Annotated in this window: 16 protein-coding genes; 13 read left to right on the forward strand and 3 right to left on the reverse strand. The window is 62.0% G+C overall.

Features of this window, described 5'->3' with window-relative positions:
* Positions 1-4: 4 nt before the first annotated feature.
* Positions 5-403, forward strand: coding sequence for a RidA family protein (locus tag AC3WMU_RS02725; RefSeq protein WP_424626105.1), 399 nt, complete (start codon positions 5-7; stop codon positions 401-403).
* Between the two features lie 4 nt (positions 404-407).
* On the opposite strand, the gene AC3WMU_RS02730 is transcribed toward AC3WMU_RS02725, so the two are convergent.
* Positions 408-1,319 carry a LysR family transcriptional regulator gene (locus AC3WMU_RS02730; RefSeq protein ID WP_492281772.1) on the reverse strand — a complete coding sequence of 304 codons (912 nt, stop codon included), beginning with the start codon at positions 1,317-1,319 and terminating at the stop codon, positions 408-410.
* Between the two features lie 201 nt (positions 1,320-1,520).
* Here AC3WMU_RS02730 and AC3WMU_RS02735 point away from each other — a divergent pair, with 201 nt between their 5' ends.
* Genes AC3WMU_RS02735 through AC3WMU_RS02745 form a run of 3 tightly spaced genes read left to right on the forward strand, consistent with a single transcriptional unit; the run spans position 1,521 to position 3,361 of the window.
* Positions 1,521-2,603: an alanine racemase gene (locus AC3WMU_RS02735; protein ID WP_492281773.1), complete on the forward strand. Its 1,083-nt coding sequence runs from the start codon at positions 1,521-1,523 to the stop codon at positions 2,601-2,603.
* A 38-nt stretch (positions 2,604-2,641) separates the two neighbouring features.
* On the forward strand, positions 2,642-3,037 hold the full coding sequence (locus AC3WMU_RS02740; RefSeq protein ID WP_492281774.1) for a RidA family protein: 396 nt from the start codon (positions 2,642-2,644) through the stop codon (positions 3,035-3,037).
* A 51-nt stretch (positions 3,038-3,088) separates the two neighbouring features.
* The gene (locus tag AC3WMU_RS02745; RefSeq protein ID WP_492281775.1) at positions 3,089-3,361 is read left to right on the forward strand and encodes a hypothetical protein; all 273 of its coding nucleotides are present in this window, start codon (positions 3,089-3,091) and stop codon (positions 3,359-3,361) included.
* 16 nt (positions 3,362-3,377) lie between these two features.
* Here the strand turns inward: AC3WMU_RS02745 and AC3WMU_RS02750 are convergent, their stop codons facing one another.
* Positions 3,378-3,680, reverse strand: coding sequence for a DUF2513 domain-containing protein (locus tag AC3WMU_RS02750; protein WP_492281776.1), 303 nt, complete (start codon positions 3,678-3,680; stop codon positions 3,378-3,380).
* A 120-nt stretch (positions 3,681-3,800) separates the two neighbouring features.
* On the opposite strand from AC3WMU_RS02750, the gene AC3WMU_RS02755 reads away from it, so the two are divergent.
* The 5 genes from AC3WMU_RS02755 to AC3WMU_RS02775 all read left to right on the forward strand — a co-directional run bounded on the left by AC3WMU_RS02755 (position 3,801) and on the right by AC3WMU_RS02775 (position 6,433).
* Positions 3,801-4,199, forward strand: a complete 399-nt coding sequence (locus AC3WMU_RS02755; protein WP_006225316.1) for a hypothetical protein — start codon at positions 3,801-3,803, stop codon at positions 4,197-4,199.
* 95 nt (positions 4,200-4,294) lie between these two features.
* Positions 4,295-4,615: a hypothetical protein gene (locus tag AC3WMU_RS02760; protein ID WP_006225315.1), complete on the forward strand. Its 321-nt coding sequence runs from the start codon at positions 4,295-4,297 to the stop codon at positions 4,613-4,615.
* A 371-nt stretch (positions 4,616-4,986) separates the two neighbouring features.
* Positions 4,987-5,190 (forward strand): cold-shock protein, encoded by a 204-nt coding sequence (locus AC3WMU_RS02765; RefSeq protein WP_006220190.1) that lies wholly within the window; start codon positions 4,987-4,989, stop codon positions 5,188-5,190.
* A gap of 126 nt (positions 5,191-5,316) precedes the next feature.
* On the forward strand, positions 5,317-5,880 hold the full coding sequence (locus AC3WMU_RS02770) for a DUF924 family protein (protein WP_052017888.1): 564 nt from the start codon (positions 5,317-5,319) through the stop codon (positions 5,878-5,880).
* 346 nt (positions 5,881-6,226) lie between these two features.
* Entirely contained in the window at positions 6,227-6,433 is a 207-nt protein-coding gene (locus AC3WMU_RS02775; protein ID WP_006225311.1) for a cold-shock protein, read from the forward strand.
* A gap of 174 nt (positions 6,434-6,607) precedes the next feature.
* On the opposite strand, the gene AC3WMU_RS02780 is transcribed toward AC3WMU_RS02775, so the two are convergent.
* Entirely contained in the window at positions 6,608-7,153 is a 546-nt protein-coding gene (locus tag AC3WMU_RS02780) for a TIGR00645 family protein (protein ID WP_006225310.1), read from the reverse strand.
* Between the two features lie 263 nt (positions 7,154-7,416).
* On the opposite strand from AC3WMU_RS02780, the gene loiP reads away from it, so the two are divergent.
* The 4 genes from loiP to clpX all read left to right on the forward strand — a co-directional run bounded on the left by loiP (position 7,417) and on the right by clpX (position 11,707).
* Complete coding sequence (gene loiP / locus AC3WMU_RS02785; RefSeq protein WP_006225309.1) at positions 7,417-8,172, forward strand: metalloprotease LoiP; 756 nt, start codon at positions 7,417-7,419, stop codon at positions 8,170-8,172.
* 165 nt (positions 8,173-8,337) lie between these two features.
* The gene (gene tig, locus AC3WMU_RS02790) at positions 8,338-9,648 is read left to right on the forward strand and encodes a trigger factor (RefSeq protein WP_006225308.1); all 1,311 of its coding nucleotides are present in this window, start codon (positions 8,338-8,340) and stop codon (positions 9,646-9,648) included.
* A gap of 4 nt (positions 9,649-9,652) precedes the next feature.
* Positions 9,653-10,306: an ATP-dependent Clp endopeptidase proteolytic subunit ClpP gene (clpP, locus tag AC3WMU_RS02795; protein ID WP_006225307.1), complete on the forward strand. Its 654-nt coding sequence runs from the start codon at positions 9,653-9,655 to the stop codon at positions 10,304-10,306.
* Between the two features lie 102 nt (positions 10,307-10,408).
* A complete protein-coding gene (gene clpX, locus AC3WMU_RS02800) occupies positions 10,409-11,707 on the forward strand; it encodes an ATP-dependent Clp protease ATP-binding subunit ClpX (RefSeq protein ID WP_006225306.1) in 1,299 nt (432 codons plus the stop codon).
* Positions 11,708-11,786 lie beyond the last annotated feature (79 nt).

An 11,786-nucleotide genomic window follows, 5' to 3' on the forward strand; every position in this document is an offset into this window, starting at 1 on the left:
CATCATGTCCCGAACCGTCGTCAATCCCGACACCGTTTTCAACACCGTCCAGTATGGATTCAGCCAAGCCGTCATCGTGACGGGGCAGCGCCGGATGCTGCTATCCGGCCAGGTCGGCGTCGACATCAACGAACGAACTGTCGGGCCCGGCCTGCAAGAGCAGACCGAGGCCGCGCTGGACAATATCCAACGCGTGCTGGCGGCGGCGGGCGGCTCCATGGCGCAGGTAATCATGCTGCGCATCTACATCTGCGAGACGGTCCGCGAAGATCAGGAAGTAATCGCGCAAGCCTTGCGCGACCGCTTTCCTGTGGACCCGCCGCCTTCGTCCTGGGTCATCGTCAGCGGGCTCTCCCTGCCGGAATGGCTGGTCGAGATCGAAGCCGAAGCGATGCTGGACTAGGCGCCTAGGTTTTTTCGCGCCAGGGCGTGGCGGTGAACGCCGCACGCAGATGCGCCAGGAATCCGGCGGTTCGCGCAGACAGGTCCTGGCGCGATTTCACCAGGGCCACCACATTGGCGTCAGGCAGGTTCCATCCGGCCAGCAACGGCACCAGCGATCGCGCCTTCACGTGTTCGGCCACATCCCATTCCGACCGTGCGACGATGCCGTGCCCGGCCAGCGCCCACTCAAGCGCGGCCGCGCCGGTATTGCTCGACAGCACGGGCGCGATGCGCACGCCGACAGCCGGCCCGCGCCCACGCTTGAAGCGCCACAGCGTCACGTCCTCGTCGTTTTCGCGCAAGGCGATGCAGTCGTGGTCGCGCAGGTCTTCCGGCTTGGCGGGCGCGCCATGGCGCGCCAGATAGGCGGGCGACGCGCACAGGATGCGGCGGTTGGGCGCCAACGGGTAGGCCACCAGCGTGGAATCGCGCAATTCGCCGATATGCACCATCACGTCCCAGTTGTCGGTCGCCAACCGCGGCGGACCATCCGACAGCGTCAGGCTCGCGGTGATGTTGTCGCTGCTATTGCGAAAACCGGCCACGAGGCCGGCCACGTAGCGCTGGCCGAAACCCAACGGCGCCACCACGCGCAAATGGCCTGCCACCACGCCGCGACGTCCCGCCAGTTCATCCGCCAGATCACCCAATTCGCCGCAGATCTGCCCCGCCCGCAGCGCCAGCAGCCGCCCTTCGTCGGTCAGCGCCGTGCCGCGCCCCGACCGGTTGACCAGCCTGACGCCCAGGCGCTTTTCCAGCGCGTGCAGCCGCTGCGTGACGGCAGGAGGCGTCACGTCCAGGGCGCGCGCCGCCTGCGCCAGGGAAGGGGTGGCCGCCAAGGTCATGAAAAACCGCAGGTCGTCGGTGGTGATCATTCAGATTCGGCTTAATTAAAAATTAAGCTTTTATTAAACACGTATGGGGCGCGCCACGCCATACTTCATGCAACTGGACCCCGGGCTCGCCTGGCGTCCTCCCGATCTGAACTGCCGAGACCCGCCCCGATGACATCCGCCCATCTACCGACCCCCCCGGATACCCTGGACACGCCTTGCCTGCTGCTGGATGAAACTCGCATGACGCGCAATATCCAGCGCCTGAACGCGCTGATGGCCGGCCATGGGGTGCAATTGCGGCCGCATCTTAAAACGCCTAAATCGATCGACGTGGCCCGCCGCGTGATGGCCAGCCCCCAAGGCCCGGCCGCCGTGTCCACGTTGCAAGAAGCCGAACAGTTCGCCGCGGCCGGCGTCACCGATCTGCTGTATGCCGTCGGCGTGTCGCCTTCCAAGCTGGACCGCGTGCTCGCCTTGCGCGGCAAGGGCGTGGACCTGACCGTGGTCGTCGACAGCATCGAAGCCGCCCAGGCGGTCGCCGATCGTGCCACGGCCGAGGGCCGCCCCGTGCCCACGCTGATCGAGATCGATTGCGACGGCCACCGCGCCGGCGTGCAGCCGGGTAATCACGAGCATCTTCTCTCCATCGCCCGTGTGCTGCATGCCGCAGGCTGCCTGCGCGGCGTCATGACGCATGCCGGCGAGTCCTACGGCTGCCGCAGCCTGGAGGCGATCGCCGATATGGCCGAACAAGAGCGCTGGGCTGCCGTCAGCTGCGCTGAAGCGATCCGCCAGGCAGGGCTGCCGTGCCCGGTCGTCAGCGTCGGCTCCACGCCCACCGCCCACTTTGCCCGCCACCTCGATGGCGTGACGGAAGTGCGCGCGGGCGTGTACGTGTTCTTCGACCTGGTGATGGCAGGGCTGGGCGTGTGCTCCGTCGACGACATCGCCGCCACCGTGCTGACGACCGTCATCGGCCATCAGGCCGACAAAGGCTGGATCCTTGTTGACGCCGGCTGGATGGCCATGTCGCGCGACCGCGGCACGGCCAAGCAGCCGGTGGATCAGTTGTATGGCCTGGTGTGCGACGTCGACGGCAAGGTCTATCCCGACTTGCTGCTGGCCGAAACCAACCAGGAACAGGGCATCATCATGCTGCGCGCGGGAAGCAGCGCGCGCCTGCCCGATCTGCCCCTGGGGACGAAGCTGCGCATCGTGCCCAATCACGCATGCGCCACCTGCGCCCAGCACGAGGCCTATCAGGTGGTGCGCCCGGGCGAGCCGGGCGTGGTGGCCCGCTGGGAACGCTTCCGCGGCTGGTAAGTCCTGGCGCGCCCGCCCCATATCAACAGGAGTCCACGATGGAATTGATCAATACCCCCGATGCGACGCCGCCCGCCGGGCATTACTCGCAGGCGGTACGGGCGAATGGCTTTGTCTTCGTCTCGGGGCAGCTGGGTTTCCGGGCGCCCGCGCAGGCAGGCGCCAAGCCGCAATTGGCGGACGGGGCTTCCGCCCAGACCGAAGAGGCCCTGCGCAGCGTGAAGGCGATTCTGGCAGCCGCCGACGCCTCGCTGGCCGCGGTCGCCAGCGTCACGGTGTATATCCCGGATATCGCGCTATGGGATGAGGTGAACCGGGTCTACGAACGCGTGTTCGGCGCCCACCGCCCCGCGCGGGCCATCGTGCCCACGCGTGAGCTGCACTACGGCGCGCTGGTCGAGATCAGCGTGGTGGCGGTCGCCGCCCAGGGCTGATCCCGCGCCTATAATGCGGGCGCCTTCATGCCTTCGGGGGAGAACGTTCGCATGCAGTACGAATATTTGTTCTGGTCCATGGCCGCGATGGTGGCGGCCGCGCTGGTCGGCGGCTCGCTCTGTGGCCGCCTGCGCTCGGTCAAACAGGTGCTGATCGGGGTGGTCGTGCTGGCCGCCGCGGTGTTCGTGGCGGTTTTCCTGCTGTCGCGCCATGGTGGCTTCAGCGACCTGTCGGCGATGCTGTCGATCGCCGCCTTCATGTTCAGCCTGGTGATCGGCACTGCCGCATCGCTGCTCACGCGGCGCATCCTGCAGCGCCGCTGAGCACCAGGCTACCGCCTTATTCTTCGGCGTCGAAGTCTTCGGCGTCTTCTTCGTCGTCCTCGTCCTGCTCCAGGGCATCGTAGCCCTTCCACGTGATGCGCCAGCGCGTCGCGGCGGCGCTGGCGGCCGTCTCGCTGACTTGCTTGACCAAGCCGGCGTCGGCCAGCAGGTCCAGATGATGCGCAATGGTCTGCAGGCCTTGCTCTTCGGGGTGCGGGGCCAGGGCGGCGTTCTTGATGTCGTGCGTGCTCAGGTTGGGGCCAGGCGCGTCGCGCAGGGCGCCCAGAATCGTGACGACCAGATCGAAATCGCGTTGCATGATGTTCACCGTGTAGAAAATGGGTAAGCCGACAATAGCAGAGTTCCGTGGCGCCGATGCGACAGGGCGCAAGGCCGGGTTACAGTCCAGGGTTCTCGACAACGAAACACACAGAACGCTATGAAGAAACCCGCTGAACGCGATTGCCTCGCGCTGATCCCCGGTTACTCGGGCCAGGCTGCCAAGCTCTTTCTTTCGCGCGGCGAAGACGACCGCATTGCCGGCGTGACGGTCTATGACCTGCTGGGTCACGTCAAGCAGCAGGGCGACGCCGAGGCCGTTGCCACCTGGATCGGCGAATGGCTGGCCGAAGAGGCGGGCAACCGCAAGGCGCGCCGCACCCAACTGCTGGCCCAGATGTTCATCTGCAAGTTGGCCGGCGACGACAAGGACGCCTTCCTGGCCGCCCAGAAGCCGCTGATCCGCGTCCTGGCCGAAGCCGGGGTGCGCTGCCGTAGCGTCGCAGCCACGTCCGGCGCCGCCAGGCAGTCCCTGGGTCCGAATGTCAAGAAGCATTAGCATAAGGCTGTTATAGTCGCGCCTGGGCGTGAGATTGCACCTTCACGGTGCGTGCGCCCAAGCGGGCTAGGCCCGCTGATCAAGGAAGATTGAACATGGAAATAGTAAGTCGGCACCTTGCCGACGTGACGGGCGGCGTCGAGCTGCTCACGACGATCGATGGCGAGTCCATCAGCGTCTATGTCGTGGTGGGCGTAACCGATCTCAATGCGATCGCGGACATCGTTCCCATCGAAAAGGTCGAAGCTGGGGCGGATATACACGCTTCAAATGTCGACAATGTTGATAATGCGCAAGAACAAATCGACCAAGTCCTGGAAAATATGAATCCCGGCGACGTGGCGGTTTTCCTTTGCTCGGGTTCCGATGCTTTTGGCGCGGCGCTCGATTTGTTGGGTTTACCTATCGACGAGTAAGCCTGGCGGCAAACCAAAGTGCCTATCTGAACGACGTATGAGGGGTGTACGGGTTTAGACGGCATTTATATAAGCCTTGATTGTTTTTTTATGAATGTATGGGTGTTTACACCTATGCAGGGACAAGTTTTGCCTATGAAAACGTGCAAATTTTCAACGCAGTTTCTCTTTGTTGCATTATTGGCACGTATTTTTTAGGATTATGTTGACTTGTGAGGGGAACATAACGATAGTGTCGGCACACGATCACAAGCGTTGCGATTTTCGTTCAGTGCCGTGCCTTTTCCGGCTCAGCGTTATTGTTCTACTGTCCCCTCCTTGATTGATTCGTGACCTCCGGGCATTTGCCCATTATCTCTAGGAAATACAGTATGGAAACCGGCGTCGTTAAGTGGTTCAATTCGGAAAAAGGCTATGGCTTCATCACCCCGGAAGCGGGTGGTAAGGATCTGTTCGCTCACTTCTCCGAAATCCAGGGTTCTGGCTTCAAGTCTCTGGAAGAGAACCAGCGCGTCAGCTTTGTGACGGCCAATGGCCCCAAGGGCCCGCAAGCCACGAAGATTCAGGTCCTGTAAAGGTCTGAGTTTTCAAAAAAGCCCCTTCGGGGGCTTTTTTTGTTTTTGCGCGGTATCCTTCTGAAGTTCGGTCTGCAGGTGGCGTTACCCGCCATGCGGGCTCACCATGCCTCCAGGATCCCCGCCATGACCTCATCGTCCCCGAAGCCCCTTGCCGTGCAACCGCAAGACGTGGTCGCGTTCTGGATGGATGCAGGCCCACAGCAGTGGTTCAAGAAGAGCGACGCTTTCGATGCCGAGTTCCGCCAGCGGTTCGAAGCCGCGCATTGGGCCGCCGCGTCGCGTGAGCTGGATGCCTGGCTGGAAGATGCCGACGGCGCCCTGGCGCTGATGATCCTGCTGGACCAATTCCCGCGCAATGCCTATCGCGGCACGGCACACATGTTCGCCACCGATCCCCTGGCCCAATATTTCGCTGAACGCGCGATCGCTTCCGGCCACGACCTGGCGGTGGATCCACAGCTGCGCCAATTCTTCTATATGCCGTTCGAACACGCCGAAAGCCTCGTGACGCAAAACCGCAGCGTCGCGCTGATGGAGCCGCTGGACGCGGATTCCCTGCGCTGGGCCGTCCTGCATCGGGACATCATCAAGCGCTTCGGGCGTTTCCCGCACCGCAATGCGGCGCTGGGCCGGCAGACCACGCAGGCCGAGCAGCAATTCCTGGACGCCGGCGGCTTTTCTGGCTAGCGTGTTCGGCGGGGCGGAGCCGACGTCTCGGCAAGGCCCCATCCGCCACCCGGTATCGGCATGTATCTGTTCATGCCAAGGTGAAAATGTTCAATCGCACGACGCGTTTCAAGCGGCCGCGACCCGCGTTTTAGCCATGCGGACGTGCGCATTGAATTGACGCTTCGACCATTCGCATATTTGACGTTTTTCGGGGTTCACCAATACACTGGGTTCAGCGAGATTCTCAAGCGACGCGGTCTGCGTTAACTTGTCGCCGTCAGTGGTGCTGCGGTTGCTTCCTCTCCCATCCTTGATGATCTGGCGCCCCGCGAGCAATCGCATTTTCTAGGTTCAAGGACACTCCATGGCAACCGGCATCGTTAAGTGGTTCAACGCCGAAAAGGGTTATGGCTTCATCATGCCCGACGACGGCAGCAAAGACCTTTTCGCTCATTACTCCGAAATCCGCAGCGAAGGCTATAAGTCGCTTCAGGAAAACCAGCGCGTCACCTTCGAGGTCGGCACCGGCCCCAAGGGTCCGAGCGCCAAGAACATCAAGGTCGCGGCCTGATGTTTTCCGGGTAGCGCCCCGGGGTGGATCCCGGTGTTCGGCCCATAAAAAAGCCCCCATGCGCAACGCATGGGGGCTTTTTTTTGCCGCCGGGCCGCCCCAAGGCAAAAAGCGCCCCCTTGGGGGCAGCAAGCACGCAACGCGTGCGCGGCGTGGGGGCCCTTTTTGCCGAAGTTAGTGCTTTTGCGTCGATGTCGTCGACAGCTTGTCCACCAGCGCGATCCCCAGCGCCGACAGGATGAACAGCGCGTGGATGATCGTCTGCCACATGACGCCGGCTTCGGTGAAGCGCGCGTTGGGCGTGCCGATCGTGCCGGCTTCGATGAAGGTGCGCAGCAGGTGGATCGACGAGATGCCGATGATGGCCATCGCCAGCTTCACCTTGAGGACGCTGGCGTTGACGTGGCTCAGCCATTCGGGCTGATCCGGATGGTTCTGCAGACGCAGGCGGGACACGAAGGTCTCGTAGCCGCCCACGATCACCATCACCAGCAGGTTCGAGATCATGACCACGTCGATCAGGCCCAGGACCAGCAGCATGATTTCCATTTCGCCAAAACTGCTGGCGTGCGTCACCAGGTGCCAAAGCTCTTTCAGGAAGAGCATGACGTACACGCCTTGCGCGACGATCAGGCCCAGGTACAGGGGCAATTGCAACCAGCGGGAACTGAAGATCAGGCTGGGCAGCAGGCCTAGGCGGGGAGGGGGGGTGTTATGCATGTTGGGTGCGAGCCGTTGTTATGGGGCGATGAAAAGTGCGGCGGCAATTCTATCAATGCCCGGACTCGCCGGGCATGAGTTTTTTGTGGCGCGTTCATGTTGGGGAAAGCGGCGCAATAGCACGGTTGCGCGCGGCTTGCTGGGCTTTTATGTAAGCGAAACTGCCATTTGCGAAACTCTGTGGCGAAACGCTTTGAGCGCTTTTGGCATGGATAGAATTGCCGCCTCACTCGCATAGAGCCAGTCAAGAGGAGTTTGTTCCCATGAAGATCCGCTACACCGTTGCCGCGTTGACCGTTGCGCTTGCCCCTTATTCTGCGTCGCATGCTCTCGATATCGGCGGCCTGGTGGGCGCTGGCAGCAAGGTTGTTCAAGCTGCCACCCTGAGCGATGCCGAAATCAAGACCTTGTCCGACAAGGCTTGCGCGCAAAGCGACTCGCAGGAAAAAATCGCTGCCCCCGGCAGCAAGTACGACGCCCGTCTGCAGAAGATCGCCAAGTCGCTGGGCGGCACGGTCAATGGCCAGAAGGCCAACTACAAGGTCTACATCACCAAGGACGTCAACGCCTGGGCGATGGCCAACGGCTGCATCCGCGTCTACAGCGGCCTGATGGACATGATGACCGACGACGAAGTGTTGGGCGTGGTCGGCCACGAAATCGGCCACGTGGCGCTGGGCCACAGCAAGAAGGCCATGCAGACGGCCTACACTGTGTCGGCCGCGCGTGACGCCGCTGGCGCCGCTGGTGGCGCGACGGTTGCCGCCCTGAATTCCTCGCAGCTGGGCGACCTGACCGAGAAGTTCATCAATGCGCAATTCTCGCAATCGCAGGAAAGCGCCGCAGATGACTATTCGTTCGACCAGCTGCAGGCCAAGAAGCTCAATACCCGTGGTCTGGTGACGGCATTTCAGAAGCTGGCCGAGCTGGATGGCGGCAAGAGCGATATGATGAGCTCGCACCCGTCCTCGGCCAAGCGCGCTCAGCACATCGAAGATCGCATCGCCAAGGCCAAATAAAGGCGTCGAAAAGACGTTCTCCCTCCCTTTTCGGGCGGAAAACGGGGCGCGAGCATCCGGGCAAATCCGGGGCTCGCGCCCCTTTGCGTCAGGGATCCGGAAGTTTCCGGTAAAATGCCGCGTTTATCCGCCCGTAATCTCATCTCTCGGAAAATAGGTCTTTTAATGCAGCCTGTGGTTGAAACCCTCTCCGGCCTGGAGCGCCGTGTTGATCTGGCCGTCTCGGTGGCCGACGTCGAAAAGGAAGTCCAGGCGCAATTGAAGCGCGTGGCTCGCACCGCCAAGGTCCCCGGCTTCCGCCCGGGTAAAGCTCCGCTCGCCATGCTCGAGCGCAGCCATGGCCCCAGCATCCGCTACGACGTGATCAATAGCCAAGTTGGCCGTGCGTTCGAACAAGCCATCGACGGCGCCAAGCTGCGCGTCGCTGGTGCCCCGAACCTGGAACCCAAGACTGAAGGCGTCACCGACGACACGCTGGCGTTCACCGCCACGTTCGAGGTCTACCCCGAAGTCGTCGTGCCGGACCTGTCGTCCCTGGCCGTCACCCGTTTTGACACCGCCGTCACCGACGCCGAAGTCCAACAGACCCTGGACGTCCTGCGCAAGCAGCGCGCCACGTTCGAAGCTCGTGAAGGCCGCGCCTCGCAAGACGGCGACCGCGTCACGCTGGACTTCGCCGGCACCATCGACGGCGTGCCGTTCGAAGGCGGCAAGGCCGAAGACTTCCCGTTCGTGCTCGGCCAAGGCCGCATGCTGCCGGAATTCGAAGAAGCCGCTCGCGGCCTGAAGGCTGGCGAAACCAAGGTCTTCGAACTGAAGTTCCCTGACGACTACCAAGGCGTGGAAGTCGCCGGCAAGACCGCCGAATTCACCATCACCGTCAAGGAAGTGGCTGAAGGCGTCCTGCCCGAACTGAACGGCGAATTCGCCAAGTCGCTCGGCCAGGCCGAAGGCGACATCGAAAAGCTGAAGGCCGACATCCGCAGCAACATCGAGCGCGAAGTCAAGGTCCGTTCGGCTGGCCGTACCAAGTCCAGCGTCATGGACGCCCTGGTCGAAGCCGGCAAGTTCGACGTGCCGAAGTCGCTGGTCGACAACGACGTGCAAGGCCGTGTTGCCGCTGCCCGCGAAGAGCTCAAGCAGCGCGGCATCCCGAACGCCGAGTCCGTGCCGATCCCGGCTGAAGCCTTCTCGACCGAATCCGAGCGCCGCGTCCGTCTGGGCCTGCTGGTGTCGGAACTGGTCAAGCAAGCTCAGCTGCAAGCCAAGCCCGAGCAAGTTCGCGCGCGCATTGAAGAATTCGCCGAGAACTACGAACAACCCGCTCAGGTTGTCAGCTATTACCTGGCTGACCGCCAGCGTCGTGCTGAAATCGAGGCTATCGTGCTGGAAGACAACGTTGTCGCGCACGTGCTGGAAAAGGCCAAGGTCACCGAAGAAAAGGTGCCTTTCGATCAGTTGATGGGGATGGCGTAACACTATGCAGAGATTCACCGATTTCTATGCGGCAATGAATGGCGGGTCTTCGGTGACCCCCACCGGCCTGGGCTACATTCCCATGGTTATCGAGCAGTCGGGGCGCGGCGAACGTGCCTACGACATCTATTCGCGTCTGCTCCGCGAACGGCTCATTTTCCTGGTGGGTCCGGTCAATGACGCAACGGCCAACCTGGTTGTGGCGCAGTTGCTGTTCCTGGAATCGGAGAATCCTGACAAGGACATTTCCCTGTACATCAACTCGCCCGGCGGGTCGGTGTATGCGGGAATGGCCATTTTTGACACCATGCAGTTCATCAAGCCGGACGTATCGACCCTGTGCACCGGCCTGGCGGCCAGCATGGGCGCGTTCCTCCTGGCGGCTGGCAAGAAGGGCAAGCGTTTCACGCTGCCTAACTCGCGGATCATGATCCATCAGCCGTCGGGCGGCGCCCAGGGCCAAGCGTCCGACATCCAGATCCAGGCTCGCGAGATCCTGGACCTGCGTGAACGCCTGAACCGGATCCTGGCCGACAACACCGGCCAGTCGATGGAGCGTATCGGCCTGGACACGGAACGTGACAACTTCATGTCCGCCGAAGATGCGGTATCGTATGGATTGGTGGACAAGGTGATGACCTCCCGCTCGGAAGGCTGACTTCCCGGTTGATCCGAACCCGCTGCCATCAAGTTTGAGTAAGCGCATGCGCTGGACCCTTTATCCGGTCTGGCGCATCTTTACCTGAGATACGAAACAAATATGCCTGAAAAAAAGGGATCGGCAGACGCAAAAGTGCTGCATTGCTCGTTTTGCAATAAAAGCCAGCATGAAGTCCGCAAGCTGATCGCGGGTCCGTCGGTGTTCATCTGCGATGAATGCATAGACCTGTGCAACGACATCATCCGCGAGGAAGCGCAAGCGACCGCGCGCGCGGCGATTCGTTCCGAACTGCCTACTCCGGCCGAAATCAAGACCTTCCTGGATCAGTACGTGATTGGGCAGAACTCGCCCAAGCGCATGCTGGCCGTGGCGGTCTACAACCATTACAAGCGCATTCGTCACGGCGAGATCAAGGGTGACGAAGTCGAGCTCTCCAAGAGCAACATCATGCTGATCGGCCCTACCGGGTCGGGCAAGACGCTCCTGGCGCAGACGCTGGCGCGCATGCTGAATGTGCCTTTCGTCATGGCTGACGCCACCACGCTGACCGAAGCCGGTTACGTGGGCGAAGACGTCGAGAACATCATTCAGAAGTTGCTGCAGAACTGCAACTACGAAGTCGAGAAGGCGCAACGCGCCATTATCTATATCGACGAAATCGACAAGATTTCCCGCAAGTCCGACAACCCGTCCATCACCCGCGACGTCTCGGGCGAGGGCGTGCAGCAGGCCTTGCTCAAGCTGATCGAAGGCACGGTTGCCTCGGTGCCCCCGCAGGGCGGCCGCAAGCACCCCAACCAGGACTTCGTCCAGGTCGACACGACGAACATCCTGTTCATCGTCGGCGGCGCTTTCGACGGGCTGGAAAAGGTCATTCGCGACCGCACCGAGAAATCGGGCATCGGCTTCTCGGCTTCCGTACGCGCCAAGTCCGAACGCGGCGTGGGCGAACTGTTCTCGGAAGTCGAACCCGAAGATCTGATCAAGTTCGGCCTGATCCCTGAACTGGTTGGTCGCCTGCCTGTCGTCGCTACGCTGGACGAACTGGACGAAGCGGCTCTGGTGCAGATCCTGACCGAGCCCAAGAACGCCTTGCTCAAGCAATTCCAGAAGCTGTTCGCGATGGAAGGCGCCGAGCTGGACCTGCGGCCTGCCGCATTGAAGGCCATTGCCCGTAAGGCGCTCAAGCGCAAGACCGGCGCCCGTGGCCTGCGCTCGATCATCGAGCAGACGCTGCTGGACACCATGTACGAGTTGCCGTCCCAAGGCAACGTCAAGCGTGTCGTGGTGGACGAGAACGCCATTGAAGGTGAAGGCAAGCCCCTGCTGATCTACGCCGACGAAGCCGGCGAAACGGAAAAGCCGGACCGCGGAGAAGTCCGCGACGCCGCAGCCTGATATTTCAAAAAAACCCGTTCCTGTAACGGGTTTTTTTCCTTCCTGGCGGCCCGCAGGGGCATTTTTTTTTGCCTTTTGT

Source organism: Achromobacter sp. FW305-C-13, from assembly GCF_058783475.1.

Coding starts and splice junctions, on each gene's coding strand:
- AC3WMU_RS02725 (WP_424626105.1), top strand. CDS start 5: ATGTCCCGAACCGTCGTCAATCCCGACACCGTTTTCAACACCGTCCAG.
- AC3WMU_RS02735 (WP_492281773.1), top strand. CDS start 1,521: ATGACGCGCAATATCCAGCGCCTGAACGCGCTGATGGCCGGCCATGGG.
- AC3WMU_RS02740 (WP_492281774.1), top strand. CDS start 2,642: ATGGAATTGATCAATACCCCCGATGCGACGCCGCCCGCCGGGCATTAC.
- AC3WMU_RS02730 (WP_492281772.1), bottom strand. CDS start 1,319: ATGATCACCACCGACGACCTGCGGTTTTTCATGACCTTGGCGGCCACC.
- AC3WMU_RS02755 (WP_006225316.1), top strand. CDS start 3,801: ATGAAGAAACCCGCTGAACGCGATTGCCTCGCGCTGATCCCCGGTTAC.
- AC3WMU_RS02745 (WP_492281775.1), top strand. CDS start 3,089: ATGCAGTACGAATATTTGTTCTGGTCCATGGCCGCGATGGTGGCGGCC.
- AC3WMU_RS02765 (WP_006220190.1), top strand. CDS start 4,987: ATGGAAACCGGCGTCGTTAAGTGGTTCAATTCGGAAAAAGGCTATGGC.
- clpX (WP_006225306.1), top strand. CDS start 10,409: ATGCCTGAAAAAAAGGGATCGGCAGACGCAAAAGTGCTGCATTGCTCG.
- AC3WMU_RS02760 (WP_006225315.1), top strand. CDS start 4,295: ATGGAAATAGTAAGTCGGCACCTTGCCGACGTGACGGGCGGCGTCGAG.
- loiP (WP_006225309.1), top strand. CDS start 7,417: ATGAAGATCCGCTACACCGTTGCCGCGTTGACCGTTGCGCTTGCCCCT.
- AC3WMU_RS02750 (WP_492281776.1), bottom strand. CDS start 3,680: ATGCAACGCGATTTCGATCTGGTCGTCACGATTCTGGGCGCCCTGCGC.
- AC3WMU_RS02775 (WP_006225311.1), top strand. CDS start 6,227: ATGGCAACCGGCATCGTTAAGTGGTTCAACGCCGAAAAGGGTTATGGC.
- clpP (WP_006225307.1), top strand. CDS start 9,653: ATGCAGAGATTCACCGATTTCTATGCGGCAATGAATGGCGGGTCTTCG.
- AC3WMU_RS02780 (WP_006225310.1), bottom strand. CDS start 7,153: ATGCATAACACCCCCCCTCCCCGCCTAGGCCTGCTGCCCAGCCTGATC.
- AC3WMU_RS02770 (WP_052017888.1), top strand. CDS start 5,317: ATGACCTCATCGTCCCCGAAGCCCCTTGCCGTGCAACCGCAAGACGTG.
- tig (WP_006225308.1), top strand. CDS start 8,338: ATGCAGCCTGTGGTTGAAACCCTCTCCGGCCTGGAGCGCCGTGTTGAT.